Annotated in this window: 24 protein-coding genes and 5 pseudogenes; 12 read left to right on the forward strand and 17 right to left on the reverse strand. The window is 66.5% G+C overall.

The features are described from left to right. The 7 genes and pseudogenes from ACIOEW_RS38150 to ACIOEW_RS38180 all read right to left on the reverse strand — a co-directional run bounded on the left by ACIOEW_RS38150 (position 1) and on the right by ACIOEW_RS38180 (position 3,928). On the reverse strand, positions 1–138 hold the full coding sequence (locus ACIOEW_RS38150; RefSeq protein WP_401969881.1) for a hypothetical protein: 138 nt from the start codon (positions 136–138) through the stop codon (positions 1–3). 129 nt (positions 139–267) lie between these two features. Further along, positions 268–1,065, reverse strand: a complete 798-nt coding sequence (locus ACIOEW_RS38155) for a transposase (protein WP_401969883.1) — start codon at positions 1,063–1,065, stop codon at positions 268–270. A 360-nt stretch (positions 1,066–1,425) separates the two neighbouring features. Further along, positions 1,426–1,998, reverse strand: coding sequence for a GNAT family protein (locus ACIOEW_RS38160; RefSeq protein WP_362547497.1), 573 nt, complete (start codon positions 1,996–1,998; stop codon positions 1,426–1,428). 323 nt (positions 1,999–2,321) lie between these two features. Continuing rightward, positions 2,322–2,876, reverse strand: coding sequence for a hypothetical protein (locus tag ACIOEW_RS38165; protein ID WP_401969886.1), 555 nt, complete (start codon positions 2,874–2,876; stop codon positions 2,322–2,324). An 86-nt stretch (positions 2,877–2,962) separates the two neighbouring features. Further along, a pseudogene (locus ACIOEW_RS38170) lies at positions 2,963–3,253 on the reverse strand (transposase); the annotation flags it as partial. Continuing rightward, positions 3,248–3,566, reverse strand: a pseudogene (locus tag ACIOEW_RS38175) (helicase); the annotation flags it as partial. The pseudogenes ACIOEW_RS38170 and ACIOEW_RS38175, both read right to left, overlap by 6 nt. Positions 3,567–3,688: 122 nt before the next feature. Next, on the reverse strand, positions 3,689–3,928 hold the full coding sequence (locus ACIOEW_RS38180) for a DUF6193 family natural product biosynthesis protein (RefSeq protein ID WP_401969918.1): 240 nt from the start codon (positions 3,926–3,928) through the stop codon (positions 3,689–3,691). Between the two features lie 116 nt (positions 3,929–4,044). On the opposite strand from ACIOEW_RS38180, the gene ACIOEW_RS38185 reads away from it, so the two are divergent. From ACIOEW_RS38185 to ACIOEW_RS38200, 4 genes are all read left to right on the forward strand, one after another. Then, positions 4,045–4,404: a hypothetical protein gene (locus tag ACIOEW_RS38185; protein WP_401969888.1), complete on the forward strand. Its 360-nt coding sequence runs from the start codon at positions 4,045–4,047 to the stop codon at positions 4,402–4,404. 488 nt (positions 4,405–4,892) lie between these two features. Continuing rightward, the gene (locus tag ACIOEW_RS38190) at positions 4,893–7,493 is read left to right on the forward strand and encodes a tyrosine-type recombinase/integrase (RefSeq protein WP_401969890.1); all 2,601 of its coding nucleotides are present in this window, start codon (positions 4,893–4,895) and stop codon (positions 7,491–7,493) included. Further along, positions 7,490–8,059, forward strand: coding sequence for a DUF6262 family protein (locus tag ACIOEW_RS38195; protein ID WP_401969891.1), 570 nt, complete (start codon positions 7,490–7,492; stop codon positions 8,057–8,059). The genes ACIOEW_RS38190 and ACIOEW_RS38195 overlap by 4 nt, the downstream gene beginning before the upstream one ends. Before the next feature lie 181 nt (positions 8,060–8,240). Continuing rightward, a complete protein-coding gene (locus ACIOEW_RS38200) occupies positions 8,241–8,825 on the forward strand; it encodes a hypothetical protein (protein ID WP_401969892.1) in 585 nt (194 codons plus the stop codon). Between the two features lie 281 nt (positions 8,826–9,106). Here the strand turns inward: ACIOEW_RS38200 and ACIOEW_RS38205 are convergent, their stop codons facing one another. Further along, positions 9,107–9,331 carry a hypothetical protein gene (locus tag ACIOEW_RS38205; protein ID WP_401969894.1) on the reverse strand — a complete coding sequence of 75 codons (225 nt, stop codon included), beginning with the start codon at positions 9,329–9,331 and terminating at the stop codon, positions 9,107–9,109. Between the two features lie 741 nt (positions 9,332–10,072). Beyond that, positions 10,073–10,624, reverse strand: a complete 552-nt coding sequence (locus ACIOEW_RS38210; RefSeq protein WP_362557666.1) for a DUF664 domain-containing protein — start codon at positions 10,622–10,624, stop codon at positions 10,073–10,075. 51 nt (positions 10,625–10,675) lie between these two features. Here ACIOEW_RS38210 and ACIOEW_RS38215 point away from each other — a divergent pair, with 51 nt between their 5' ends. Continuing rightward, entirely contained in the window at positions 10,676–11,659 is a 984-nt protein-coding gene (locus tag ACIOEW_RS38215; RefSeq protein ID WP_362557664.1) for a WYL domain-containing protein, read from the forward strand. A gap of 114 nt (positions 11,660–11,773) precedes the next feature. On the opposite strand, the gene ACIOEW_RS38220 is transcribed toward ACIOEW_RS38215, so the two are convergent. Beyond that, positions 11,774–12,421 carry a hypothetical protein gene (locus tag ACIOEW_RS38220; RefSeq protein WP_362557662.1) on the reverse strand — a complete coding sequence of 216 codons (648 nt, stop codon included), beginning with the start codon at positions 12,419–12,421 and terminating at the stop codon, positions 11,774–11,776. A 480-nt stretch (positions 12,422–12,901) separates the two neighbouring features. Here ACIOEW_RS38220 and ACIOEW_RS38225 point away from each other — a divergent pair, with 480 nt between their 5' ends. Both ACIOEW_RS38225 and ACIOEW_RS38230 read left to right on the forward strand, forming a co-directional pair. Further along, positions 12,902–13,474 (forward strand): DUF5677 domain-containing protein, encoded by a 573-nt coding sequence (locus ACIOEW_RS38225; protein WP_401969898.1) that lies wholly within the window; start codon positions 12,902–12,904, stop codon positions 13,472–13,474. Further along, complete coding sequence (locus ACIOEW_RS38230) at positions 13,371–14,012, forward strand: hypothetical protein (RefSeq protein ID WP_401969924.1); 642 nt, start codon at positions 13,371–13,373, stop codon at positions 14,010–14,012. Before ACIOEW_RS38225 ends, ACIOEW_RS38230 begins: the two co-directional genes overlap by 104 nt. A 32-nt stretch (positions 14,013–14,044) precedes the next feature. On the opposite strand, the gene ACIOEW_RS38235 is transcribed toward ACIOEW_RS38230, so the two are convergent. Continuing rightward, entirely contained in the window at positions 14,045–15,037 is a 993-nt protein-coding gene (locus tag ACIOEW_RS38235) for a transposase (protein WP_401969899.1), read from the reverse strand. A gap of 404 nt (positions 15,038–15,441) precedes the next feature. Next, positions 15,442–15,540 (reverse strand): annotated as a pseudogene (locus ACIOEW_RS38240) (hypothetical protein); the annotation flags it as partial. A gap of 525 nt (positions 15,541–16,065) precedes the next feature. On the opposite strand from ACIOEW_RS38240, the gene ACIOEW_RS38245 reads away from it, so the two are divergent. Together ACIOEW_RS38245 and ACIOEW_RS38250 are read left to right on the forward strand one after the other, a co-directional pair. Then, on the forward strand, positions 16,066–17,352 hold the full coding sequence (locus ACIOEW_RS38245; protein ID WP_401969902.1) for a DUF4241 domain-containing protein: 1,287 nt from the start codon (positions 16,066–16,068) through the stop codon (positions 17,350–17,352). Positions 17,353–17,558: 206 nt separating this feature from the next. Then, complete coding sequence (locus ACIOEW_RS38250) at positions 17,559–17,846, forward strand: hypothetical protein (RefSeq protein WP_401969905.1); 288 nt, start codon at positions 17,559–17,561, stop codon at positions 17,844–17,846. Positions 17,847–17,854: 8 nt separating this feature from the next. Here ACIOEW_RS38250 and ACIOEW_RS38255 read toward each other — a convergent pair whose 3' ends face one another. The 3 genes and pseudogenes from ACIOEW_RS38255 to ACIOEW_RS38265 all read right to left on the reverse strand — a co-directional run. Further along, positions 17,855–18,760 (reverse strand): transposase, encoded by a 906-nt coding sequence (locus tag ACIOEW_RS38255; RefSeq protein ID WP_401969907.1) that lies wholly within the window; start codon positions 18,758–18,760, stop codon positions 17,855–17,857. Positions 18,761–18,899: 139 nt separating this feature from the next. After that, positions 18,900–19,346: pseudogene (locus ACIOEW_RS38260) on the reverse strand (transposase family protein); the annotation flags it as partial. Next, a pseudogene (locus ACIOEW_RS38265) lies at positions 19,332–19,508 on the reverse strand (sulfite exporter TauE/SafE family protein); the annotation flags it as partial. The pseudogenes ACIOEW_RS38260 and ACIOEW_RS38265, both read right to left, overlap by 15 nt. A gap of 1,005 nt (positions 19,509–20,513) precedes the next feature. On the opposite strand from ACIOEW_RS38265, the gene ACIOEW_RS38270 reads away from it, so the two are divergent. The 3 genes from ACIOEW_RS38270 to ACIOEW_RS38280 all read left to right on the forward strand — a co-directional run bounded on the left by ACIOEW_RS38270 (position 20,514) and on the right by ACIOEW_RS38280 (position 22,499). Continuing rightward, positions 20,514–20,747: a hypothetical protein gene (locus ACIOEW_RS38270; protein ID WP_362557014.1), complete on the forward strand. Its 234-nt coding sequence runs from the start codon at positions 20,514–20,516 to the stop codon at positions 20,745–20,747. A gap of 300 nt (positions 20,748–21,047) precedes the next feature. After that, positions 21,048–21,620, forward strand: coding sequence for a DinB family protein (locus tag ACIOEW_RS38275; protein ID WP_362557012.1), 573 nt, complete (start codon positions 21,048–21,050; stop codon positions 21,618–21,620). 49 nt (positions 21,621–21,669) lie between these two features. Next, positions 21,670–22,499 (forward strand): IS5 family transposase gene (locus tag ACIOEW_RS38280; RefSeq protein ID WP_362557082.1). Its coding sequence is split into 2 segments (ribosomal slippage): positions 21,670–22,020 and positions 22,023–22,499, totalling 828 coding nucleotides; the frame shifts between segments, so codons are not numbered across the junction. A gap of 79 nt (positions 22,500–22,578) precedes the next feature. On the opposite strand, the gene ACIOEW_RS38285 is transcribed toward ACIOEW_RS38280, so the two are convergent. Continuing rightward, positions 22,579–22,875: a hypothetical protein gene (locus ACIOEW_RS38285; protein WP_362557010.1), complete on the reverse strand. Its 297-nt coding sequence runs from the start codon at positions 22,873–22,875 to the stop codon at positions 22,579–22,581. Further along, the gene (locus ACIOEW_RS38290; RefSeq protein WP_401969921.1) at positions 22,872–25,256 is read right to left on the reverse strand and encodes a Helicase associated domain protein; all 2,385 of its coding nucleotides are present in this window, start codon (positions 25,254–25,256) and stop codon (positions 22,872–22,874) included. Before ACIOEW_RS38290 ends, ACIOEW_RS38285 begins: the two co-directional genes overlap by 4 nt. Between the last annotated feature and the right edge of the window lie 569 nt (positions 25,257–25,825).

Consider the following 25,825-nt stretch of genomic DNA (forward strand, 5'->3'; position numbering starts at 1 on the left):
TCAGAAACGGGTTCTGAGCGGGACAGCCTGCGATGCCAGCCGTGCACGGCCTGCCATCGACTCGCCCAGCAGCGAAAGGAAGGGACGCACGGTCTTGTAGCGGGTGGCCAGCGCGCCGCGCAGTGCGCTCTCAGCCATGTCGACCGCTGCGGTGCTGCGGACGGAGCCCCGCGCAAGGTGGCGATGTCGGCTCGGACCATGCCGTAGGCGACGGGAGCGTGCTCGGCGACCAGCTCGCCGTGGAGCTGGGTAACGCTGGTGCATCCCTCAGCGAATCGTCGTTCGAGGTAGGGCTTGTAGGGGTCGAGTCCGCTGGGCCGGGGCCGGTTCTCGCGAATGGTGTCCTGCCAGCGTGTCGCGTTCGCGTATCGGAGGACGGTGTTGAGGCCTCAGCCCAGGTGCCGGGCGATCGCCCGGCACGAGTGGCCCTGGGCGAGTTCTCGTGGAGCAGGGCGTTGTGCTGCCTTCTTTCTCTCGACCCGCCGACCGACAGGCTCCGCGTCGTCCTGCGGCCGGTCGGGTGTCGTGCGGCAGGAGGCCGCTGGGCGAGGGCCCACGCAGACAGTCGTGGTGGGTGGCGACACAGGTCTCCACGGCCCGGCCAAGGCCCTGCCACAAGTGAAAGCGGTCGGCGACCTGCAGAGCATTGGGGGCACCGCGCCGGGCGCCCTCGGCGTAGGCACCCGCCCGGTCCCGGCAGATAATCTCCACGCTCGGGTGATGGTCCAGCCAGGCGGCCAGCGGCCCGGCTTCACGGGTTGGGAGACCACACGATGGTCTTCGACGCTGGTCAAGGCGGGGGAGTACGTCTGGCCGCGACGGATCGCTAAGTCGTCCACGCCCAGCACTCGCGGAGCACTGAACTGCGGATCGGGCAGCGACATGACCCTGCGCAGCAAGGCCATCCGTCCCGCGCCGCCCCGGAGAAGCGGCCGCAGTCCGGACATACACAGCCAGCTGTGAGGCCTCTTGCCACCGCCTCGACCGTGCCGAAAGTGACCGAAACCGACTCGACCTCCACCTCGTCGGCGGCGGCGAACACCAGCGAGTCCCAGAACGGTGCATCGGTCTCCATGACCAGCACCATCACCGTCCACGAGCAACCACAGCAGCGGCCGTCGACACCTGAGGGAGCGTCAATTCAGAGCGTCAGACGACAAGGCGTACGCCGTCTCACGCAACGATTCTCGCATCGAGGTCACGCTCTGCGACGACTCCCCAAGATCTGTGCCAGAACCGAGAAGCGACAGCACCCGGGCACGCCGATGAGAATGTTGCCGCTGCAGGTCGGCCCTACTTGCTACTGGATGCTCCACGGTGCGGATGGTCGGGATCGGTGGGGCAAGCGAACACGTTGAGCTCGACGGAGTGGCCCCCGGTGACTTCGGTGGGGGTTGCGGACCGAAAGGCGGGCAGGTCTCGGTCCTAGCGGCCGGCCGTCGGCGTGGCCGTCGGGTGCCACTCGCGGCGGAGGAGGCCGAAGACCCAGGAGTCGGAGACGTCGCCGTTGACGACGCAGTCCTCGCGGAGGGTGCCTTCGCGGACGAAGCCGAGCTTCTCCAAGACCCGGGCGGACGCCACGTTGCGGGTGTCGGTCTCGGCCTGGACGCGGTTCAGGTCCAGGGTGTCGAACGCCCACCGCAGGACGGCGTGCGCGGTCTCCGTGGCGTAGCCGTGGCCCCACGCGGCGGCGTCGAAGACGTAGCCCAGGGACGCGCTGCGGTAGTCCGGGTTCCAGCTAGTCAGGCCGCACCAGCCGATGAACGCGCCGTCGGAGACGCGGTCGACGGCCACCCGCGCTCCCGTGCCTTCCTCCTCGATCGTCCGGCAGATCGCGATGAAGCGCTGGGCCCGGGCCGGTTCGGTCCACGGCGGGGAGTCCCAGTACCGCAACACGTGGGCGCTGCTGTGCAGCACGTAGAGCGACGCCGCGTCGGCGTCGGTAAACGGCCGCAGTCGCAAGCGGGCGGTGTGCAACTCGGGGGTGGGCAGTGTCATGCGGAGCATCCTGCCGCGTCACGCTCGCCCCAGACAATCCGTTTATCCGGATGGTCTGGGGCGCGTACGTCCCCGATGACGCCGGACGCGCCGCGTGGGCACGTCCTCCGGCACGCACCCGCCCAACCGAACTGGTGGACCGGCGCGGTCACCATCGCAGGGCCGCTTCCAGCTGCCGGAAGTCAGAGCACCGATGGGGTCGGAACACTAGACCGGACGGCGTCGGCCATCGCACCCCCAGCAGCAACTTTCGGTGCCAGTGCTGCTGTCGAAACCCGGGTTCTGGCTCAGGTTCTGTAGCGCAGCCACGTTGAGTGAGCGGATCAGCTCGCTGTTGACCGATCCCCATGGAGAGAACGAACCCCGGGTTGGTCCCCCACCTCGGCTGCAGATCTCTTGCTAAGGAACTGCTTCGCTGCCTCCATCGCTTCTCCGCTGAGTTCCTCGACGGAGACTCCCCAGCTCTCCTCCCAGCCGTCTAGGTTGTGCGCGCAGTGCACAAGGGGTTCTAGCTCTTCGGGGTAGCCGAGGTCATAGGCGATGTCTGCCCAGATGAGGTGAGTGCCGACGGCGGGATCCAGGGATCCGTCGGCGATCTGACCGGCGATCCAGTAGGCCATCGCCCACTTTGCGGCCCGGGGGTCCACGGGCGGGTGGAAGAGCAGTCCCAGCTCCTCCAGTACTTGGTCGAAGAGGTCTGGCGCTTCGGGCTCTTCGCTCCGGAGGAGTCCAGCCAGCATGGCCAGGGACGGGCTCTCGACCCCGGCTATCAGCGCGTCCAGACCTGCCTGAATGAGCCTGTCCGACCCGACATGCCTGCCAAATGCCCTCTCACGCGCGATGTGTCTGAACTGATCGAGTGCGTCGTCGCTGGTCATCAAGGTCTTCTCCGTCGGCATCTGGAAGGGGAAGGCTTGCACATCCGCCGCCGGCGCTGCCATCGAGTTCCTCCCGTCGTCGGTGATCAGGACATGAGGACGCGCTTTTGCAGGAGGGCGAAGCCTGCGCGGCCGAACATCTGGCGCTTGAGCATCTTGATCTGGTTGACGTACCCTTCCGCGACACCTGAGCTCCAGGGCAGAGTCAGGCTGGCGACGACGGCATCGCGGTTGCGGTCGATGCCTGCGGCGAGGGGGTGGAGGCTGGGCAGGGCGTCCCGCCGGACGGCGTCGAGCCAGTCGGGCAGGCGCTCGCCCTGGCGCTCGGTGAGCATGGTCGCGAACGAGCGGACGTGGCCGGTGAGGGCGTCGAGTTCTGCGAGCCACGCGCCGTGCGTGCCCTCCGGGTCATCGGCCATGGTCGCGACCTCCGCCTCCTGTCCCTCTGCGTCCTTCTGCGGGCGGGCCGCGGCGAGGATGCGCGGGGTCGCGGTCAGGCAGAGCCGGAAGTCCGCCGGGATCCGCTGGTTGCCATGGATCGCGGCCCACGGCCGCCCGAGCTCACTAGCAGTTGAGTGGGTCTCGTCCACGATCGCGAGGTCGAACGGAGCCATTTGCTGGCCATACAGCCGCTCCCCCCGCCAGGGCAGCCTCCAGCGGACCGCGAACCTTCCGTCTCCCCGTCGGGTCGCGGAAACTCCGCTGCAGCACCAACCAGATCACCGACATCGCGAAGGCCGTCCTCGTCCTTCATCACGCATCAACGGGAGGTTGGAAAAGGCTCCCTACGCCCTCCTGCGGGATGGACGGACCTATGAAGTCACGCCACCCATCGCACGCGCGGCTTGACAGACCGCATCAGGAATCAATGGGTCGCCGCTGTGATGGACCGCATAGCGGCAGTCGCCGAGCGGGTAGATCGCGGAGACGCTCTGGGAGAATGGGAACCCGGTGCATCTGCTGAACAGCAGGGACCCGTGGCTGGTGAGGGGGAAGAGCCCCCTCAGTCCGGGCTCGGCGTGCGCTGCACGGAGCATTCCCCAGGAGTACATCAAGGCGATGTATTCGGCGTTGAGGTGGGCAGACACAGGACCCGCGCACAGAATGCAGCTTCGTGTCGCCACGACTCAGTGGGAATTTCCCTCCCATGCTGGATTAGGAGAATCACATGAAAGAGTGGGAGCAGTGGTCAGAGGACGAGTATTGCCTGTATGTGAACTGCAGGGAAGCGTCGCCGCTCTGGTCACTTCTGGCCGATCGCACGCAGAGTGATAGCGCAGAGGTATGGAAGACAAAGATTCCCGCTTTCGCCGACCTGATCGCGCGCTGGTCGCGATTGGGGTTCGTAGCGCTGTTCGCAGGAAAAGGGTGGCCTCCGCCGCATATCAGTGGGCAGAGAGTCCTTGATGGCGATGTGGAATCCGTTCTGTCGGACCCGGCGAGTTGGCAATGCCACGAGAACCCCACCCGCGTCATCGCCGTTGTGCTCGGTGAACGGGACATCTCCGAATTGGAGGAAGGCATGTAAGTAGGCTGACGGGCCGGCGAGTGGCGCCCGTCAGCCAACGGGGGAGGTGCTGCGTTTGAACTCGGCCCCTTCCCGCCGTCACGTAGCCCGCAGGGGAGCAGTACCGGATCCCAGCGCCTACACGCACTCCAGTGCGATGCCCGCACTCGGCCACACGTCATCGTATGAGAGCGCGTGTGTGCCCTGAGGTGTGGCCGGTGAGAGCGGAAGAGTCCTGGGAAGACATCAACTCCTGTGTGCACAAGTGCACTTTGCGCCAGCGGAAGGGCTTTGCCCCCATATTGCCCCGGCCGCGGTCGTCCTACTCCGGCTCCAGGCCGAAGGAGTCCAGCAGGCCAAAGAAGGCACGCAAAGCCGCAGCCAAGCGAGGAGCCCGCCAGCTCGCCGCACTGGGCCTCGGCACGGATGGTTGACGAGGTATACGGTCACCCTGACCTGCACGCAACGGAGTTCACCACCGCCCTGCGTACCGTGTGGGGTGAAGGCGAGTGAGCAGTACCGCACTGACGCTGGTCACGTCGGGCAACGCGCGGACCCGGACGGCGGGGGACCGTCTGGAGATGCTCACGGCGCTGATCTCTGCTCCCTCGTTCGGCCTGCTGCTGCGCGACGATGTCATTCAGATGCCGCCCGACCACCCCGTATACGGGTGGGAGTGTGCGGTGGCCGGCTGTGTGCGCAGCCGCGACACGTTCGGCGGATACTGTGCCGGGCACCGGCGCCAGTGGCAGGACATGCGGCAGTCCGGGTCCACGATTGTGGACTTCCTGCGCGTCGCGGAACCTTTGCAGGCATTGATGCGTCGGGACGGGCAGCCCTGCCAGATCTGCCCTCACGCGCAGGCCATCGGCCCCCATGGGCTGTGCTATTTGCACGCGAAGAACTTCGCCTCGTGGCGCGCATACCGGCGCGGCAAGGGGCAACTCGATGCGATTGAGCACTACCTGGCAGCGCAGTGCCCGTACCCGGCCTTCGGGCAGTGCCGTATCCCGACCTGTCCCCGGGAAGGAGTTGAGTGGATCGGCCTCTGCTTCACCCACTTCACTCTGTACGTCCGAAGCAAGCGCCCAGGTGGTGCGCACCGGGTGAGGAATTGGGGACGTCGTCCACCCGACGGGAGCCGGACCGTAGAGATCGCCTATGACGACGAGCCGGCCTTCCTCCGGTGGTGCTCATCTCAGTACCAGTTCGGCCGCATGGACGGGCAGGTATCGCTGCTGGGATTGCATCCACTGGTGAGGGCGGAGATCAAATGGGGGCTGCACCGGCACTCCACGAAGGCTGTCGAGGGGGCGCACTGGCCCTTGCTCTTTGTGCAGAACCTGGCCACTGAGTGCCGTGAGCAGGACATCACGTCCCTCGTGGATCTCGACCTGGAACGGTGCAAGGCCCACACCAGGAAGATCGCGAAGCAAATGCTTCGTGACCTGCGGCTCGTGTACTTCTCCCGCCAGGACACCCGGAACGCCGGCTTCATCGAAACCGGGCACTACGGGATTCAGTTCCCGGACACCGCTACCGAGTTCGACCTGCTGCCCGTCACCCAGCGCTGGCTGCGCGACCTGTTGTGGGACTGCCTCGACCTGCGCCTGACCGCCGACCCGCCCCGAAGCGCCGCTCCACTACGACGGATGACCCGCGGCTGCGCGGAACTGAGCGCGTACCTCGAAGGACAAGCACCCGAGGGCGGCCACTCCCCGCAGTTACTGACGCGCGATCACATGGTGGCCTTCATCGCTGATCAGCGCCACCGTGCCTCCCGCGCACTCCCCACGCTTGCCATTCAGTGCGGCACACCCCGCGGCCCGCAGAAATCACGCCAGGTCACTGCTGGAACGGCTGCCCAGGTCTTTACCGGTGCCCGCCAAATCCTGCGGACCGCACTGGAGACCGGTGCTTGCGAGCGTCTCGGCCTGGACCGCGGCTTCATTGTCGCGCTTCCCTACGGCCGGGCCCCACGCGGCCGGCGTCGCAAGCCGTTCTCGGACGAGGTGGCCCGCGCTCTGGCCGCCGAGGACAACCTGCAAAAGCTGGACGAAATGGACTACGAGGACTGCGGCCTGCGCGACATCTGGGAAGCGCTGGTAGTTACCGGCCGGCGCTGCGGCGAAGTCATCAAGCTCCGGCTTGACTGCATCGACCGTCACAACAACCTGCCCATGCTGTGGCACGACCAGACCAAGGTCGGAAATCTCGATGCGGCCATCCGCATCTCCGAGCGTCTCTACCAGCGGATTCGACGGCGCCAGGAGAAAACAGTCAACCGCTTCATTCAGAGCCATGGCCACCCGCCCACCGAGAACGCGCGCCGCGACCTGGCCCTCTTCACCAGGCGCAGCGCGAACCGCTCAGGCCACAACAGCGTCAGCTACCCCTGGTTCCGGTCCCTGTTCAGCAACTGGGTCTCCAGCCCCGACATCGCCCATTCCGTGGCCCACCAGGCCCGGCACACCCTGGCCACCAACCTGATCAAGAACGGAGCGAACCTCACCCACGTCAAGCGCTACCTGGGCCAGGTCTCCGAAGCGATGGCCGAGCACTACGTCCACCTCGCGAACACCGACCCCCGGCTCGAACAGGCCCTGCAGGCCATCTGGGTCACCGGCCCCGGCTCCAGCGAACCCGGCCTACTCCTGTCCTCGGGCCGACCGATGACACCCGAAGAAGCGGCAGGACTGGCGATCGATCTCGCCCGTACCTCAACTCCGGCCGACGGCGGTTTCTGCACATTCCAGCCAGTCATCAACGGGGACTCCTGCCCCTGGAACCTGAACTGCCACAACTGCGACAAATTCGTCCTGTCCGGCGCCGACCTCCTCTACTGGCACCGCAAGCGCGAACAATGGCACGCAATGGCCGAACGCGCCCCGGACAGCACGACGGCCGACTTCCTCCACGACATCTTCGAACCCACCGCCCGCGCCATCGCCGGCCTGGAGAAGGCCCTCGACGCCGTTGGCCTCCTCAACGACGCGCTCTCACTGGACCTGCGCCGCCCCCAGGACTACTTCGGACGGGTCTGGGCCACCGCCTTCCCCGCCCAGAAACTGAGCCGACGCGAATCCGAAGAGGACCAGATCACCCCGTGAAACCCACCGCACCCGAGGCCGCCATCGCTGCCCGCCGCCAGCTAACCGAGCAGAAGCTCGACGCGATGAAAACCGCCATCGCCCAGCTCCGACGCGAAGGCGCCCGCCTCAGCGTCCGGGCGATCGCACGGCGAGCCAGCGTCTCCGCCACCTTCTGCTACGAGAACAACAACGCCCGGGTACTCGTCCGCCAAGCTGTCACCGACAACCGCAGCAGCCGCGACCGGACGAGCATCGACGAACACCACCGCTTCGAGGCGACCCGGCGGGAGCGGGCCCTCAACGCCGAGGATGAACTGAAACGGATGCACAAAGAAATCCTCGCCCAGCGTGAGCGCATCGCAGAACTCATGGGCCAGGCTCGCGACGCCGAGGCAGTCATCCCCGGCGAATCCACTCAGGCACTCCGCACCGAGAACGCCACCCTCAGACAACGCGTCCACCAACTCAGCCAAGAACACCGCAAGCTCCAAGAACGCCTCGAAGGAGCCCGCTCCAACCTCCGCTTCGCCGACAAGCGCATCGCCGATCTTCAAGCCCAGCTCCTCGAGCGTGACCAAGCCTGAAGCGGCAGCCACGGAACGGACTGCCTAGACGGCCACTCAGCAGTGTGAGAATCACCCGGTTCCAAGCCTCACCAAACGATCATGGTAAGGGTGTGCTGGGCTAGTCGGCCCGGGTGCGGTAGTTGAGAACCGCTCCGAAAGGCCTTCTGATGGCAGAAGTTGGGACTATAAGATCCGACGCGTGTCGATGAGAGATGTTTTGAGGCGTAGATGGCTCGACAAATTGGGCCGGCAGATGGATGCGCTGTTCGAAGACGGTGAGCGATTCGAGTACGAGTGCCCGGCGTTGGTCAGCGACCACTACGAGACGCCGAGCGTGGGTGAGAACGTCAGCGCGGCCGTCTCGAATCAGGCGGTGTACCTCCTGTTCAACGCACGTCGTCCCCGCGAAGCGACGCGCTTGGCATTCGACGAGATCCAGTTGATCTACCGAACTACGGACAGAAGCATACTTATCGAGACCTATGAGGGCGATGATTACATCATTGCTCCGCAAAGCGCCACCCTCGCCAAGTCGACTACTCGTCTCGCCAATGCCCTGGCCACATGGGCACCGAACCGAATAGTCGATCAGTACCACCTTGACCTGCTGCCTGACGGCCGCGGCATGACCCTCTTCCAGCTCTCCCCCCGAAGCGGTGCAGAGAGATTTGACTGGAGTCTCATCCCTGATCCGACCCTGAGCGCCGCAGAGGCACAGCCGTACCAAACCGCGGTGAGGCGACGCACTGAGATCATCGTCGAACGTGCAACCCGGCCAAAGTAGCCCTGATCAAGCCCTGCCCTGTAGCGGCCGTCTCCGGCCCCGCCCTGTCACATGACCGGGGCGGAGCCTCGGTAAATCCGCAGGGCCGACCGTAGCGTTGAAGCTGGCGTCGAGAGGCTGCGATGTGCGACCGCCAACCCTGGCTGCGGGCACTTCGGGATGGCGCTGCTCTCGGCCGAGCATGGGCGATAGGCGAGCCCTCGCACATGGGTCCCTTCTGGGCGATCTCGCCTCGCAGCACCTCAATGGGATCTGCAACCCCGATTCGGCCGAAGTGGGCTTCAGCTCTCAGCGCCAACGACCTGGTTGACCCAGTCGAAGACGTTGTTGGACACGATGAGGAGAGTGTCGGAGAGCTTGCCAAGTTCTTCCGTCGCCAGGGACTTGGTCTGCACCTTGCGCTTCTTTTGGCTGAGCATGGCGAACGGCTGACCGTTCACCCGGGATACCCACGTGCCTTGGATGTAGGCGTTGCGGGACTTCAGGTGGGAGTCAATCTCGTCCAAGAGCTCCACGAGATCGGACTGCGCGGCGCTTGAGATCCGGCCGTCGGCTGCAGCTTTCCGCGCGAGCTCCCTAGACTCCTTCACGAGCGCGCCCGCAGGTACGCCGTCGAGAGCCCATCCGGTCGAGGCGGGCCAGGCCGTGGTTGCCTGTCGCGTCGTTCTGCTCCCAGGCGGCCAGCAGCGTCTGCACGACGACGTCGGCTTCGGCCTCGCCGCCGATGTCCCAGAGCGCTGCTGCGGCGTGGATCCGGGTCCACTCGTATCCGGCGTCCAGCAGTTCGCGCAGCCGTGGCAGCGCGGTCTGGGCGAGTGGGCCGATCCGGCCGAGGGTATCGGCGGCATCGCGGTTGCAGTGGCTGTCGAGCAGACGGAACTTTCCCGGGGCCCGGAACGCCGGCCGGCCGTGCTGTCCTGGGGGTGCGCTCGTATAGCTACCGCCAGGTGGTGAGTAGCGCTCCGTAACCGGGGTTCAGCGAGGATCCGGCACACTGGCCAAGCCAATGACCTGCTCGGACGCTCCACCAGATGCGCACGAGCACAGGTCCGTCCTGGCTCGGCCTCGAGCCTGATGGGGCTATTTGAATTCCCCACCTGATGCTCAGAGTCTCCCCCAGACCTGCTCGCCCTGGCTCCCCACCCGTAGCGGGCCAGCCTTGCAGGTCGTCTCAGGAGCTTCACTGACGGGGGTGATCTTGACCTGATTCTCCGAGACCGGTCAGCTCGTGCCAGATACCGTCGGCTTCATCGCGGGGCGTCTTCTCCGACCAGCCCGTCGACGGACTCGCGGAGGAGATCGGCGTGCCCGACGTGGCGCGCGTACTCCTCGATGAGGTCGACAAGCAGGCTCCGCAGGCTGGGCGAGCCACCGCGTGGGTGGACGAACGCCGCGAGGTGTCCAGGGCCCCCGGTGGCCAACGACTGCCGCACGTGAGTGCGGGAGCGGGTCACGGCGCCCTGCCAGAGGCTCAGGAGCTGCTCGGGCGTGTCCTCGGCGGCCGTGCGCCACTCCCAGTCGGGGTCGGTGTCCCAGTCCACGGCGTTCCACGGGGCCACCGGCCGGTGGCCGAGCAGTTTCTGTGAGAGGACGTCGTCCTCCACGAGCGCCATGTGCTTGAGCAGCCCGCCGAGGGTCATCGACGAGGCGCCGACGGTCGCCCGCAGCCCGGCCGCGTCCAGCCCCCCGCACTTCCACGCGAACGTCCGGCGAAGGCGTTCCAGGCAGCCCAGCAGAGTGTCGGACTCGTTGCCCGCGAGGGGTGGTTCGGTCAGTACTGTCTCGGTGTTCTCCGTCATGGCCGGGAGACTACGGTGGATTCCGGACGATCTGCCGCCGGAATTCTGGGAATGCCTGTGAAACACGACGAGAGCCCGACTGCCCGGGCGTTGCTGCTCCTCGAACTGGTCCAGAACAGCCCGGGAATCCCGGCAGCCCGGCTGGCCGACAGGCTCGGTGTCTCGGAGCGGGCGGCGCGCCGGTACGTCGGCATCCTGCGCGAGGCGGGTGTCCCGATCGAGTCCACCCGCGGCCCGCACGGGGGCTACAGCGTGGGACGTGGCCTGCGCGTGCCGCCGCTGATGTTCACCGCGGTCGAGGCGCTGGGGCTGGTGATGGCCGTCCTGGACGGCCATCACCACGCCGCCGACACGGACGACCCGGTGGGCAGCGCGCTGGGCAAGATCCTGCGCGTACTGCCCGAGCCGGTCGCCACCCCGGCGCAGGCGGTCCGGACGGCCACCGCACGGGGCCTGGATTCCGAGGCGGTGCCTCCGAGCCCTGAGACCACGGCCGTGCTCGTCCAGTCCTGCGCGGCACACCGCGGGCTGCGAGTCGGCTACCGGACGGGCCCCGGCCGGGAACGCGTGATGGACGTCGACCCGTGGGCGATCGTCGTGCGCCGCGGCCGCTGGTATCTGCTGTGCTGGTCGCACACGAAGAACGCGAGAAGAGCCCTGCGCGTGGACAGGATCGCCACCATTGACGTCCTCGACTCCGTCTTCGCTCCTCCGGCCGGCCTCGATCCGGCGGAGGCGCTCGAGGAACATCTGGCCGACGGCTGGACGTACGAGATCGAGATCATCATCGACGCCCCGGCCGACGCGGTCGCCCAATGGCTCCCGCGCAACCTGGGGCGGCGCGAAACGGTGGACGCGGTCACGACCCGGCTGATCGGCACCACGGACGAACCGGACTGGTACGCGGAACAACTGACTGCGATCAAGGCGCCGTTCCGCATCATCAAGTCCCGAGAGCTCAGGGAGGCGACCCACGCCCTCGGTGGACGCCTGCTGCGAGCGGGGGGAGGTCCCATCGAGGTAGGCGAGGACTGACACGGCGACAGGGCCCCGCCCTCGTTGATCACGCAACCGTCTGAGGAACGAAGGGCATCCCTGGCCGTTTTCAAGAATCCGCATCAGAGCCCGCCCTCAGCGATAGATGGCTGGTCAGTCCGGATGCTTGTATGGGTCGAAATCCATGGCTCTCTGCCACTCGGAGACCGCACGAGGTGTCTCCCCCAAGAGGTGCTCGAGGTCACTGGGCAACCGATACGGCTTCTCGTATCTGTAGGACGGAGGCGTCGAAAGCTGTGGTCCAAGTTCCTCCAGCCGCTCGTCACGCGGACCCGACAGATCGGATATCTCGCGCTTGAGGTCACCCAGTTGCTTGCGGAGCCGCGCCACGTCCTTCTCGAGGGCAGTCGTCTCGCACTGGACCTCCTCTCTGAGGACGAGCGTCTTGCGCTTGAGTTCTTGGCGAAGAGCTTGCGTCTCCTCTTTCGCGGCACGTCTGCCTATATCTTTGCGAACTTCGATCATCTGGCTGGACACCCAGTTCGCCGTTGCACGTCGTTCCGTCTCCCGCTGGAGCTGGACCATCTCCTCGCGGAGTTTTGATACCTGGATGCTCAGGGTAGTCGTTGCCTCCCGAGGCGCTAGCTCGCTTCGAAGCTGGGTGAGCTCCTGGCGAAGGTGTGCAATCTCCTCTGGGGCTCTGACCACTTCTGCCGTCTCCTCCTTGTGGCGGAAGCGCGCGGCAAACTCTTCTCTGTCGAGGCTGTCCATGGTGTCAGGCTCGTCATACTCATCAGCCATTTCGCTGTCCTCCCTGGCGCGAGCGGCGGGCTCGCTGCCTCGGAATACTTCGGTCAGCACGCGTACAGTCGGCGCCTCAAGCGGCGAGGATGCCCAACGAACGCTCCGGCTTCCTGGAACCTGGCCGTGACGACTTTGGCCTCCGCTCCGAACTCATTGGCGAGCTCATACACGCGAACCTTCGCCACTTCGGCCACCCTCCGAGGCGACAGCAGCTATCTCCAGCATGAACCAAAAGACTCAAATGTGTAAATTGCCCTATCTGTCGGTGGCCGGGTGGGCGGGGGAGTAAAACTCGACTCGTCCCGCCGGCAGGCGCCTCTACAGTCCTTAGATGCCGAACCTGACGAACGACCAGAAGACCGCAGACCGCACCCGCGTCACCGCCAGGAACCTTCTCAAGGCCGCTGGCGAAGCTGTCGCCGCGGGCGTGAGCGTTCCGACGGAGAAGGCGCGGGTGTTCGGCCCGATCTACAGCTGGTGGGCCTTGTCTGCCGCACCTCCGAAGCCGTCCTGCTGCTCATCGAGCAGGGCTTCACGATCGAGGCGGCGCCACTGGTCCGCAACATTTTCAACCACGCGTACGCCGAACATTGGCTCGCCGACAATGGCGATCCCGCGGTGGACGCGCTCGTCGCCCGCGGAGACGAGGAGCGCGAGAGGCTGTGCAAGAAGCTGGAGGCGACCGGCTGGCCGCAGGCCGCCGAGTTCCGGTCCGCAATGAACCGTGCCGCCGAGCGGCCTGCACCCGTCCGTAGCGAGGCGGAGCAGAAGCTCCATGCCAAGCTCAAGCATGAGCTGAAGGTCTTCACCGCTGGCTCTGTACGCGAGAACGGGTTCTGGCCCAACTTTTGTGGAGCGGTGACGCTCAGTGTTGTTGGACATTCTGTGATGGTGATGTGCCACCACGACCGACGGCGTGTCGGTGGGACAGGCGATAATGCCGGTCATGGCAGATCGCAGTCCGGCGCTCCGGATCATCACCTCGGCAGCGCGGGACTCCCTCAAACCGCTTGGCCTTGCCCAGCGCGGGCGGTCGCGGCTATGGATTGATGATCACGGATGGTGGCTCGGGGTTGTGGAGTTCACCCCGGCGCGGATTGCCGGCAGTGGTCTGTACGTCGGTGCGATGTGGCTGTGGCACGACGTGGACCACCTGGCCTTCCACGTGGATGCAGTTCGGGTCGGCTCTGAGCTGTTTCGCAACGAGGACCAGTTCACGTCGCTGGCGCTTGAACTCAGTCGGCAGGCGGCTGCGAATGTGACCGCGCTGCGGGAGAAGTTTGCGGGGCTGCCGGATGCCGCTCGATACCTGACGTCCAGGCCGGTGCGGCAGGGATTTCTCTGGGACAGTTTCGACGCTGGGATCGCAGCCGCCCTGGTTGGGGATGCGGACACGGCCCGTGATTACTTCGAACGAGTCCTTCGAGAGGACGCCCTGGTCCCGTGGGAGGTCGATGCCCACGAGAAGGCGCGTGAGCTTCACGCGATCGCGGCAGACCGCGACGCAGTGACCGCCTGGGTCACGCGGGCCGTCGACTCATGCCGGAGCAAGCTGGGCCTGGATCCCATGCCATTTGTGATCAGCTGAAGGGACCCGCTCGTCAAGCGACAGAGCTGCGGTCAGGCAAGGAGGACTCGCTTCCGCAGCAGGCTGAAGCCGGCCCGGCCGTACATCTGGCGTTTGATCATTTTGATCCGGTTGACGTGGCCTTCGACGATGCCGGAGTTCCACGGCAGTGTCAGGCCGGCGGTGACAGCGGCGAGATCCCGTTCGAGGCCGTTGACGAAGGTGTGGCGGCTGGGCAGGTCGTCGGCGCGGGCCGCCTTGATCCATTGCGGGAGCTGTTCGCCCTGGAGCTGGGTGAGCATCTTCCCGAAAGCGCGGACGTGCCCGGCGAGGGCATCGAGTTCAGGGCAGCCGGCGAGAACGGATTTGAGCTTCAGACGTTCACTCTCCGGCAGGGTGTCAGGGTGAGTCAGGATCCAGCCGGTCACCGTGCGTGGGGACGGCGGACGGGCCGCAGGCGCGGTCGGGGATGTCCGGAACGGCTGGAGGTGGGCGCGGACGGCTCCGTAGCCGCCGGTGTAGCCGTGCGTCTTGATCTCTTCCCAGAGGGTCCAGGCGTTTGTGCAGCCCTCGGCCCATCGCCCGTGCAGGTAGGGCTTGAAGTCGTCGAGTTTGCTCCTGCGGTTTTGCCACTGTCCCTGGAACAGGTCTTCCGGCCTTGCTGCGTCGGCCAGCCGTTGGACGGTGCGATAGGTCATGCCGAGCTGTCGCTGGATCGAGCGTCGGCTGTGGCCGGCGGCCAGCAGTGCGTGGATGGTGGCGTGCTTGGCGCGGGTGCGGTCGGCGAAACGGTGCCCGGTGGGCCATGGCGACCCACTCTCGGCCGGTTCCGGAGCCGGAGCCTTCTCCGGCGCCGACTCGGCGGAGGGCGCACGGAGGCACGGGCAGTGGCGGGAGACGCACCGCTCGGCCGCTTCGCCGAGGTTGCGCCAGAGGTGGAATCGGTCGGCGACCTGCACCGCGGTGGGTGCCCCGATCCTGGCACCCTCGGCGAAGTACGGGGCGCGGTCGCGGCAGACGACCTCGATCCCCGGATGATCGGCCACCAGGCCGCGACAGTGCCTGCCTCGCGATCCGGCAGTAGGTCAACCGGTCTGCGGGTCTCGGCGTCGACGAGCACGGTCCCGTAGACACGGCCCTTTCGCATCGCGTACTCGTCGACGCCGATCACACGCGGGACTTGTGGCTGGGGCTCCGGGAGAGCGTCGACCAACCGAAGGACCGTGTTCCGGCTGACCCTCGCCCCGAAGACGTCGGCCAGCCGGGCACCGGCGCGGCCGGCCAGGGCGAGGCCGACCTCGGCCAGCACCGAGCGCATTCGTTCGGTCCGCTGGCTGTACAGCCGGGTCAGGCCGGCAATCTGCTCGACGAATGTCCGCCGTCCGCAGGAGATGTCTTCGCACGTGAAGCGCCGGACACGAAGCCGCAGAACCACCCGCCGTCCCGCTACCGGGAGGTCAGCGGGAAACCGCAGGTAAGAGCCGTGCACCCGCCTCGACCAGCTTCCGCAGCCTGGGGCACCGAGCCCGAGCCGTCCGGCATCTGACACCGACTCGAATCACCTCGCCATCGTCCTCCACCGACTCCAATCTGATCCCCAGGTCCGCCAGGAAGAGCAGCTCTTCCAGCCTGAGCAGTACCTCGCGCACAGTCAGAACCATCAGGCCGACACGATCGGCACCGGCCGTTTCTAGACGATCTCGCGAGACCTATCAGCAAATCCAACGATCACAGTGAGTAGGCAGACCACAGAAGTTGGACCAGAACCCGAGAACGGGAGTCGTTTGTCGACTGCTTCGGGCGTCACCGCGTCACCCTGTTGCTTGATCAATGTCGATGAGTTCGGGAGTCACTGAGCACCTGTGCCTGAGGCGTCCATGACAGAGGGCGGCTGACGGCTCAACGAATCACGCTGGCAAGTTACTCGCTGAGCGGGTCATGGACCGGATCACCGGCATGACCGTCTGGGCACCGGAGCTGGCCCGCCGCTCGCCCAGTAGGGCCGTTGTCACAGCCAGCGGCTACCTTGCAGCTCAGCACAGAACCAAGGCAGGGTGCAGGAAGAGGAGCGGCAATGGTTGTCGAGGTGGGGTACGCGCAGGCGTGGGACCTGGAGGCTTGCGTGCCTTGGCGGCCGATATCCGCCGAGGAGGCCCGGGAGCGGGATGCCGCCGGGCTTCCGTACGTGGTGGTGTACCGGGAGCCGGGCCGGGAGGCTCCGCTGGAAGTCCGGCTCGTCTCCTGGCGAGACCACTACGTTGGGCTGTGGGTCTACGACGCCGAGGGCCGCCGCACCTACAACCTGGACATGCGGCTTCTGGACGACTCGCCGCGGCTGCTGCGCCGGTACTCCGTCGGCTGGTACTACACAGGTCCGGAGATGGCGGAGTTCGACAAGGCATGCCCACGCATCACCGTGGACCTCTTCCCGGACGGGAGAGGCCAGCGGACAGAAGAGCGGCAAGGGCAGGGCGGGGGCTCCTACGTCACCTCGCCCGGACTTCGGGACGACGAACGCTGGATGGACCGCCCCGCCTTCGGGGAGTGGCCGCTGCTCTCGGCCCAGGTATACGGGCTCATTGAGCCGCCGGCCTTCGAGGCGGCCGAGCCAGGTCACGGAGACGCCCCCGCCACCTGCTGGCGTCCGCCACGTCCCGCGCAGCCCGGCCCGATCAACGAGTTGTTCCGGCCCGGGGTGCGCGTGACCGACGGGTACCACCCCGAGATGACCGTCGTGGAGCCGTGCCGGGTTGGCACTCTGCGCGTCCCCAGCGGGCTGCTGGCCGTCTCCGGCCCGGAAATCGACCACGGCGACGGGCCGCGCATCACGGTTCCCGTTCCGCCCGGGAAGTACGTACTCGACGAGGCGCGGGTCCGCTTCAGCTACCACTGCGAGTGGCGGGACGCCGAGGTCACGACCACGAAACCCACGGCCGTCCGCCTGCTCGTCAGCAAGGCCCCAGCAGCGACCTGGGAGATGGCCCTCGGTCCTGACGACGATCCCCGGCTGTTCATCGAGGAACAGATAGCCGGCTTCGACACCGACGGCGCCACCGGCTGCTTCGCCGACGCCGGGGCCTGGGAGCCACTCATCGCGCTCTTCGAGCGGGGGCTGATCCGGGGCGAGCCGGACCTGGACGGGTACAAGGACATCGACGACGGTTCCATGTTCATGCGGCGCACCTGGGACGAGGCTTCCGGCGGCGAGCTCATGGCCTTCGCGACGACCGGGGACGGTACCTACCCGGTGTGGGTCGGCCGTTCCGAGGCCGGCGAGGTGACCGGCGTCGTGGTGCTGGTGGAGGGGATGCCCGAGCTGCTCCAGGAGCAGGATGGAATCCCCACCGATGCGGCTGTGTAGGCCGGGTCCTGCCTGCGGCCGCAGTCGCCATCCGGGTTGCAGCTGGTGACGAATCTCAGCAGCACGGTTCACAACGCTCGGCGCCTGGAGTCCGAGGTATATGTGCCGCGGGTGCCTCCCGAACTCGGGTTCTGGCTCACTTTTCGTGGAGCGCTGACTGAGTGTGATGTCAGTGGTGTGTGGTGGGATGGCCGGACTCTGCTGCCGTGACCTACTGGGAGACCGCCTCCATGCCCGTGTACTCGTCTCTGACTCACGCCCTGGCCGAGGCTTTGGTCGATGTCCTGTGGTTCATCGAGGGCTGTGACGACGAGCAGATGGATCCGGACGACGCGGTCAAGGTCCTGGAGGGCGTCGGACACCTGGTCAGCAAGCTGTCGAGTGGCCAGCGGAGCGAGTTCGTCGATCTCTTGAGGACGATGGCTGAAGCCGAGTCCGACTCAGCGCGGCGGGGGTTCCTGGAAGGCTTCGGGCTCCTTGATGATGCGGTCTGACCTGTGGCTCACGAGTAGAGCAGGACGCGCTTGCGCAGGAGATCGAAGCCGGCTCGGCCGAACATCTGGCGCTTGAGCATCTTGATCCGGTTGACGTGTCCCTCGACGACTCCGGAGTTCCAGGGCAGGGTGAGGCCAGCGATGACGGCATCGCGGTCACGATCGATGCTGGCGGCGAGGGTGTGCAGGCTGGGGAGGTCGTCTTGCCGGACGGCGTCGAGCCACTGCGGCAGCCGTTCGCCCTGGCGCTCGGTGAGCATCTGGCCGAAGGACCGGACGTGACCGGTGAGGGCATCGAGTTCGGGGCAGTGGACCAGGACAGCCTTGAGCCGAAGGCGGTCGGTCTCTGTCAGGGACTCGGGCCGGCGGAGGATCCAGCCGGCGACCACACGGGGTGACGGCGGCCGAGCTGTGACGGGGCCGGGAGAAAGACGCTTCTCCCGGAAGTAGGCGCGAACGCGCTGGTAGCTGCCCTCATAGCCGAGCTGCACAATCTCCTCCCACATGGTCCAGGCATTCGTGCAGCCCTGGTTCCAGCGGTCATCCAGGTAGGGCTTGAACGCGTCGAGCTTGGACGGCCCGCCCTGCCACTGCCCGTGGAAGAGGTCTTCCGGGGTGGCTGCGTCGGCGAAGAGCTTCACGGTGCGGGATGTCATGTGGAGCTGGCGGCCGATCGCCCTCCGGCTGAGCCCGGCGGCCAGCAGTTCGTGGACGGTCGCGTGCTTGGCGCGGGTGCGGTCGGCGAAGCGATGGCCAGTGGGCCAGGGCGAGCCGGTCGGGTCTTGGACCTTGTCGGGCTCGGAAGCCGGCCGGGCAGGATCGGGTGCCAGAACCCGCAGGTAGCCCCGGTGGTCGGCGACGCATCGCTCGGCGGCCTCGCTCAGGTTGTGCCAGAGATGCCACCTGTCCGCCACCTGCACCGCCTGGGGTGCCCCGACGGTGGCGCCTTCGGCGAAGAACGGTGCGCGATCGTCGGCGGACCACCTCGATCTCTGGCCGTTTCGCGAGCCAGGCGGCGAGGCTGGACGCCTCCCGGTCGGGCAGCAGGTCCACCGGCCGCCGACTTTCAACGTCGACCAGGATGGTCCCGTAGTTGCGACCCTTGCGGGTCGCGTACTCATCGATCCCGACCACCCGTGGTGTCGGAACCTGAGGGTCGGGCAATGCCTCGACCAGCCTTAACACCGTGCTGCGGCTGACGGGCACTCCGATGACTCTGGCCAGCCGGGCACCGGCCCGGCCAGCGAGCGCGAGGCCGACCGCGGCCAACGTCGACCGCAGCCGCTCGGTCCGCCTGCCATAACGCCGGGTCAACCCTGACAGCTGTTCCGCGAAGGTCCGTCGCCTGCACGAGATGACCGGGCAGAGAAACCTGCGGACGCGTAAACAGAGAGCGACCCGCCTGCCCCCGCTGGGCATATCACCGGGAAAGCGCAGGTAGGAGCTGTGAACGCGCCGTGACCAGCTCCCACAGTCGGGACAGACGGCCCCAGCCACCACGTTGTAGAGCAGGTTCGTAGGTGTCACAGCCGGACTGGGCACGCTCAGCACACTGACCTGGACGGGCAACAGGAAGACCGCGCCGGAAACGCCTACGGGCGCAGTGACGACGGATATCAGGAGCCCGGCAGCGAACCCGAGCAACCCCCTCGACCACTCCACCGCGTCCCCCTCCGCGCATCCAGCCGGCGCCCAGAACAAGCACCCAGACCAGGTGCCTCCCGTTCTCGCGAACATCGACCCCGACCCGATCCAACCGCCTTCCAAGCCCGTGTACAAACGCCGTCCAAACTCGCGAACAAAGCCAGACATCCGGCACCATCCTGTAGCCCGACGATCCCGGCTGCGCCTATGTGGCACACAGCCCGTTTCCCAGGTGGGCGTGGTGCAGTGTGAGGCCGAGGGCCTGCGGCAAGGGATTCCGCTGCTCCTGGTCGTGCTGCTCGCCAGGGTGCGCAGCGGGTGCTGCTCGTGGTCCTGTTGATGGTGTTGCAGCACGGTGGTATCGCGGGTGCAGCGCAGCGCAGCATTTGCATGGGTCAGGCGACACGGGTGCTGCACGGGTAGCAGGCCTGCCCCGGACGGTGCAGCACGCCCAGCTGCTGCCTCCAGCCGGTGCCCGCCGCTCCGGGGCCAGGCAGCAAAACCTCGGACCCGTCACGGCGGCCGCAGGGCGCTCTGACAAACTCGTGGTTCGTTTCGAGGCCACGATCCACGTCGCGGCGATCCAGCAGTGGCTGTGATGAGGTTCCCCGGTTTGTCCTCATCAGGCGCTCAGGGGTCAGACGGCCTGTGACCCGTCACAGACGGAATTCTGGCCGGGCCGAGACGCGCAACCGCGTCGGCTCGTGGACATATCTGCGACGGTCGCTCACTCGTGCTGCGGGAAGGGTTCTGCGGCGAGCTCCATCGCCGCGCCAGCAGGCGGCCCCACTGTCGCTCGCACCGCGACCACACCGGCTATCCCCGGTCGGGTCATGATCGTTCTCGATCTCGGCAGCCAACTCCTCCTCGGGCGCGCCTGCTGAGGAGGCGAGATGAGCCGCCATGAAGAGGCTGGCCAAGATCGCCCGGGTGCGTTTCACCAACACTGATGCATCACGCTTCGATTTTCTGCTTCCTTCCTCTCGTGGACCCCGACGAAAGGCCACAACCATGTCTTCGGCCATGCGTAAGACCACGACCACTCCCAGGGCCCGGCGGCTGGCCGCCTCAGCCATCGCGCTGGGTACCTTCCTGGCTCTCGCCCTCCCGGCGGCATCCGCGGGCGCGGCACCCGCCGACCCGGTGAGGACCGTGTTCTTCGACGACTCCTACACCGCCAACTTCGGCGCGGCAGAAGCCGCCGGCCCCGCGTTCCTCGCCCAGACGATGTTTTCATCGACGGTCCACTCGACATAGTGTTCATCGCCCACCGCATCGACGGTGCCTTGCCAGAGCACCACAGCGGTTCCCACTACGGAGTGGACTCGAACCGTCGTAGGCGTCGATGGGTCCTGCTGCACCGCCTCTACTTTGACCAGCATCCAGCCATCATCCGCGACTCTCTTCGCGACTAAGACGCTGTCTCACGTGGCAAGTTCATCGGCTTCTTGTGGCAGCTCAGGGCACTGGCCATGGCCAGACTTCGGCTCTTCCGGTCGTTGCGGTCCACGTACGGGATCTTGAGGCCGCGAGTAGCCCATGGCAGGCTCATGCCGCATGATCGATGAATTCGCGAAGGACAACCTGCACGGGAGACTGCGGCGGGACCGCGAGGCGCTGCTCTGGAAGCTCGAGGGCTTGTCCGAATACGACGCCCGACGACCGTTGACAGTGACCGGGAGTAACCTTCTCGGCCTGGTCAAACACGTGGCCAGCGTCGAGGCCAGGTACTTTGGCGAGGTCTTCGACCGCCCTTTCCCGGAACGGCTGCCCCGGTGGCAGGACCACGACGGCAGCGATCTGTGGGCGACTGAGGGCGAGACCCGCGATCAGATCATCGAGTTCTACCGGAGCACGTGGGAACACTCGGACGCGACGATCAACGAGCTTCCCCTCGATGCCCCCGGCCACGTGCCCTGGTGGCCGGATCCCCATGCCAACACGAACCTGTTTGCCGTCATGGTCCACGTCCTCGGCGAGACCAACCGGCATGCCGGGCACGCCGACATCCTGCGCGAAGGCGTCGACGGCCGAACCGGGATGCGCCCCGAACATGAGATGCAGATCGATGAGGAAGCCCGCGCCGCCTACTACGCGAAGATCGAGCAGGCCGCCAGATCGGCCGCATAGGCCAGAGCTTAGAGGTCTGTGCCACGTGACTTGCGGTTCGAGCGGCATGATGGCGGCCGTGAGGGCTGATGTGTCGAAGCGTCTGGTTCCTGATGAGCTCTGGGAGCTGGTCGCCCCGCTACTGCCGTCGTTCGCGGCTCGACCGCAAGGTGGCGGGACCGCTCCGCGTGACGAGCGGGCGGTGTTCACGGCTGTGGCGTGCATACTGACGAGTGGGTGTGCGTGGCGGTATCTGCCGGAGTCGTTCGGTGTATCGCCGGCCACCGCGCACCGTCGGTTCAGCGTGTGGACCGAGGCCGGGCTGTGGCGCAGACCGCATTGGGCGGTGCTGGACGAACTCGGCGCCTGGGGTGAGTTGGACTGGTCGTCCGTGATCGTCGATGCCGCGTCGGTGCGGGCAAAAAAAAGGGGGGCTCGTTGACCGGGCCGAATCCGGCCGATCGCGGTAAGAAGGGCAGCGAATTACACGTGCTGTCCAAGGGACAGGGCCTGCCGCTGGTCGTGGCGGTATCGGGTGCGAACCTGCACGACAGCCAGGCGTTCAAGCCGCTTATCCTGGGGATACCGGCCGTCCGCTCCCGGCGCGGACCCAGCCGCAGCCGACCGGTGAAGGTCCGCGCGGATAAGGCGTATTACTCCGCGGAACACCTGCGCTGGCTCCGCGAACGCCGCCTCGTTCCTCGGATCGCCCGGCCCGGCATCGAGTCCGGTGAGCGCCTTGGCCGGCACCGCTGGAAGATCGAGCGGTCGATCGCCTGGCTCTTTGGCTACCGCCGCCTCACTGTCCGGTACGAGCGAAAAGGCAGCCACTTCCTCACCTTCCTCGGCCTCGCCACAGCCCTCACCTGCTACAAGAGACTCGCAAAACTCACCACGTGAGAAATCCTCTAAACGCCTTTGTTAGAAAAAAATGCTCTTTTGGATGCGTGCCTGGCAGTTGATTGTTCTGTCGGCGTTGTTAATCGGTGTGTGAGGTGTGGGTGGTGATGTGGATGTATTGGACGTCGAGTTGGTTGGCGATGTTGTCGAGGACATCGGCGAGGGAGCGGACGGTCACGGGCTCGAGACTGATTCCTGGTCCGTTTTCCGTGGTCAGTATGGGGATGCCGTCGTGTGCGCCGGCTTGCCAGGAGCGGGCGATGGACCGCAGGAGCGCGGTGACGTGTCCCGCGGGAACGGTCAGGCGCCCGTCGGGCTCGACGTTGACCTCAGGTGCCGCGAGCCGCGCTTCGTGTCCCTCATCCCGGGAACTCATGCCGCCCACCCGATTCCGAGGTTGGTCAGCTGTTGGCGCTTGTCGGTGGTGAGTTTGGCCCGGCGGCTCTTCTGGTTCATGATCCATACCCCAAGTCGGACCTCGGTTCCGTCTTCCAGTCGCTCTACGTGGGCCCTGGGGACGGTCACAGAGCCCGTGCGGGCCTTGTACTGCGTCAAGGCTGCCACGCCTTTCTCGAAGGCCCCCATGGGCTTCATGGACGGCTTCGCCGGCGCTTCGAGCTCTGCCGCCAACGGCACGACGCCGATGGCCTCCAGGCGCTCGCGCTGTCCGGAGCTCAGGGCTGCCCAGACTTCCGGCTTGCGTTGCCGGGCGAGCCATTTCCCGATGTCCATGGCGTGGACGGTGACGCCGGGTTCGATGTAGGCGAGGATGCTCTCTTCCGCGAGCATCTCGCGCACCACGGCGTAGTGCCTTTGCCACTCCGGCGGCCAGGACGGGTTCCAGTCCTGGTCGACCTCGCGCAGCGCCGTCTCCCACTCAGGGTGGTCCTCCATCGCGCCGGGGCGGCGGAGGTTGGACAGCCACTGTCCCACCGGCCGGTCCAGCATCCTCGCGGACCGGGGCGCGCACAGCGTCCAGTGCTCCTCGTAGTACGCCCTGGCGGCCTCCAGGTTCTCCTGGAACCGCTCATCGGCTGGGTTCCAGACCATGCCGAGCTTCTCCAGCCGCTTCGCGCGCTGGCCGGTCATCTGCCCGGCCCCGTATGCCCGTCGCTGCTCCGCGACCCACTGCCCCAGCGGGAAGGCGCCTTCCTTGTGCCCGTACGGAACCCTGGCGTGAAGCTCACGTTCCGTGAACGTCTTGAGCGACGCCCAGCCGCGCGCCCAGTCCTGGCGCTCGGTGTCGATCACGTTGAACGACACCCACTCGGCGACCATCACCGGATCCCGCGGAGCAGCAAAGCGAAGCAAAAGACGGGACTCCTCTTCACCGCCCTCGGGCGCTGTACCGATATTCTCGGACGGCTGTGCGACGTCCTTCTGCGGTTCCTGTGGAATCGCGAGCAATTCCACAGCCTCTTCGTCATGAGCCCGAAGGCCTTCAAGAACCTTCACCAACGGCCGGTACGAACCCGACGTGAACATGTCCTCCGGCTGCTCTCCGGGCTGGAGAAAAACAGGCACGATCAGAGAGGCGAGCTTCCCTTGTCCCGGCTTCTGACGGAGCGCCCGGCCGATCGCCTGGACGATGTCGTGCGGCGCCCCCTTGGGGTCCAGGAGGGCCACCGAGTCCACGGCCCGGATGTCGACGCCCTCGCCCAGGACACGGCAGTTCGAGAGGACCGCGCGCCGGGCGGTGGACCCGAACTCGCCCAGGACCTCCCGCCGGCGCTCGGGGACGTGCTCGCCACACAGCCAGTCCGCCCAGACCTGCGACGGGTACTTCTCGGGCTGGTCAGCGTGCAGCCGCTTGGCCACCCGCTCCAGGCCCTCCGCGTACGCCTGTGCCTCTATCGTCCGGTGGTGAAAGGTGATGCAGGTCTGGAGCTGGTGCTCCTCCATGGCGTGCAGCAACGCCGCCTGGAGCGCCCCCAGCCGCTGCCCCCGCACCTCCTCACCGCGCCGCTCCTCACCCATCAGCCGGTCCGGGGTGACGACCGGGTCCTGGAGCTCCAGGACGATGATCTGGTACCGCGCGAGCAAGCCGCGGGACACCGCCGACGCCAGCGAGAGCTTGTAGAGGACGGGCCCGAACACGGCCTCGTCGTCCATGGAGGCCGCCATCTCCTTCGGCAGCGCCTCCCGTACCCCCTCCGCGACCTCCCAGTTCGGCCGTTCCTGCCAGATCCGTGGCGTCGCCGTCAGGTACAGCCGCCGACGGGCCGGGATGACCCGCTGGTTGTGGATGTCAGCCCACGCCTTACCCATCGAGCCCGAAGTACGATGGGCCTCATCGACCACGGCGAGGTCCATCGGCGCGAGCCGCTGCCCGTAAACGCCCTGGAACGCCTCCGCCAGCACACCGAGACTTGCGTATGTCGCGTAGATGGTGACCGGCCCCTCACCGTGCCACAGGGCCAGCTGGACCGGGTTGGTGGTGGAGCGCACCTTCAGATTCCACAGCTCCGGGTCGTCCTGGAGTGAACAGACGGCAACCGCCGGCCCCTTGTGCCCGGCGTCATGCCACGCCTTCACCGTCTGCGCCAGAAGGTCCAGCGTCGGTACCAGAACGAGAACGCGCCCCCTGGACACCAGCCGCTTGGCCGCCGCCGCCGCCATGAGGGTCTTCCCCGTGCCACACGCGGCGTGCACCTGCCCGCGCAGCCCACTGAAGGGAATGCCGCCCGGCGGGACATCAAGACCACGCACAATGGCGGTAACGGCCTCGATCTGATGGTCACGCAGTTTCACGGCCATTCCCGTGTCCTCCATTTCGTGGAATGTGGCGCAATCAGCAGAGAAAACTTGGCACAGCGAGCGGGGCCCACGAGTGGTGCTACCAAATCCCAAACTCTACACAGTCACTATCCATGATGCATCACCCGGCAACGGGTTCACTCTAGAGACCGACACCCTGTCCCACCCCTGACAGATATCAGAGCACACACTGACGGAGTGTCGAGCAGGATCAGGGACGAGTTCGAGGATGGGGGAGGGTTCGGGTGGAGCGCAGCGGAACCCGTCACTACGGTGGGGCCGGCGCCCAAGCCAGGCCGACGGCCTGTCACATCCATCAGTACAGGCAGCGTCTGGGAATTTCAGTAACTACACAGGCCCGGCACCCAACGCACACGGTCCTCATAGCCAGCCAAGGAGGACCCGCTTGCGGGGACTCCCAGAATTCGCGCTTGCGCGAATTTCCCCTTGCTTTCCTTAGAATTCCGCTTGCGGAATTCTATTCCGGCGCTTGCGCCGGAATACGAATTGCGCTTGCGCAATTCGGTTCACTCTTCAGCGGCTTGCCGCTGAAGTACCCGCTCCGCGGG

Source organism: Streptomyces sp. NPDC087901, from assembly GCF_044742205.1.
GTDB lineage: Bacteria > Actinomycetota > Actinomycetes > Streptomycetales > Streptomycetaceae > Streptomyces.

Coding starts and splice junctions, on each gene's coding strand:
- ACIOEW_RS38150 (WP_401969881.1), bottom strand. CDS start 138: ATGGCTGAGAGCGCACTGCGCGGCGCGCTGGCCACCCGCTACAAGACC.
- ACIOEW_RS38155 (WP_401969883.1), bottom strand. CDS start 1,065: ATGCACCGTTCTGGGACTCGCTGGTGTTCGCCGCCGCCGACGAGGTGG.
- ACIOEW_RS38160 (WP_362547497.1), bottom strand. CDS start 1,998: ATGACACTGCCCACCCCCGAGTTGCACACCGCCCGCTTGCGACTGCGG.
- ACIOEW_RS38165 (WP_401969886.1), bottom strand. CDS start 2,876: ATGACCAGCGACGACGCACTCGATCAGTTCAGACACATCGCGCGTGAG.
- ACIOEW_RS38180 (WP_401969918.1), bottom strand. CDS start 3,928: ATGTACTCCTGGGGAATGCTCCGTGCAGCGCACGCCGAGCCCGGACTG.
- ACIOEW_RS38185 (WP_401969888.1), top strand. CDS start 4,045: ATGAAAGAGTGGGAGCAGTGGTCAGAGGACGAGTATTGCCTGTATGTG.
- ACIOEW_RS38210 (WP_362557666.1), bottom strand. CDS start 10,624: ATGACGGAGAACACCGAGACAGTACTGACCGAACCACCCCTCGCGGGC.
- ACIOEW_RS38215 (WP_362557664.1), top strand. CDS start 10,676: ATGCCTGTGAAACACGACGAGAGCCCGACTGCCCGGGCGTTGCTGCTC.
- ACIOEW_RS38220 (WP_362557662.1), bottom strand. CDS start 12,421: ATGGCTGATGAGTATGACGAGCCTGACACCATGGACAGCCTCGACAGA.
- ACIOEW_RS38230 (WP_401969924.1), top strand. CDS start 13,371: ATGGCAGATCGCAGTCCGGCGCTCCGGATCATCACCTCGGCAGCGCGG.
- ACIOEW_RS38245 (WP_401969902.1), top strand. CDS start 16,066: ATGGTTGTCGAGGTGGGGTACGCGCAGGCGTGGGACCTGGAGGCTTGC.
- ACIOEW_RS38270 (WP_362557014.1), top strand. CDS start 20,514: ATGCGTAAGACCACGACCACTCCCAGGGCCCGGCGGCTGGCCGCCTCA.
- ACIOEW_RS38275 (WP_362557012.1), top strand. CDS start 21,048: ATGATCGATGAATTCGCGAAGGACAACCTGCACGGGAGACTGCGGCGG.
- ACIOEW_RS38285 (WP_362557010.1), bottom strand. CDS start 22,875: ATGAGTTCCCGGGATGAGGGACACGAAGCGCGGCTCGCGGCACCTGAG.
- ACIOEW_RS38290 (WP_401969921.1), bottom strand. CDS start 25,256: ATGGCCGTGAAACTGCGTGACCATCAGATCGAGGCCGTTACCGCCATT.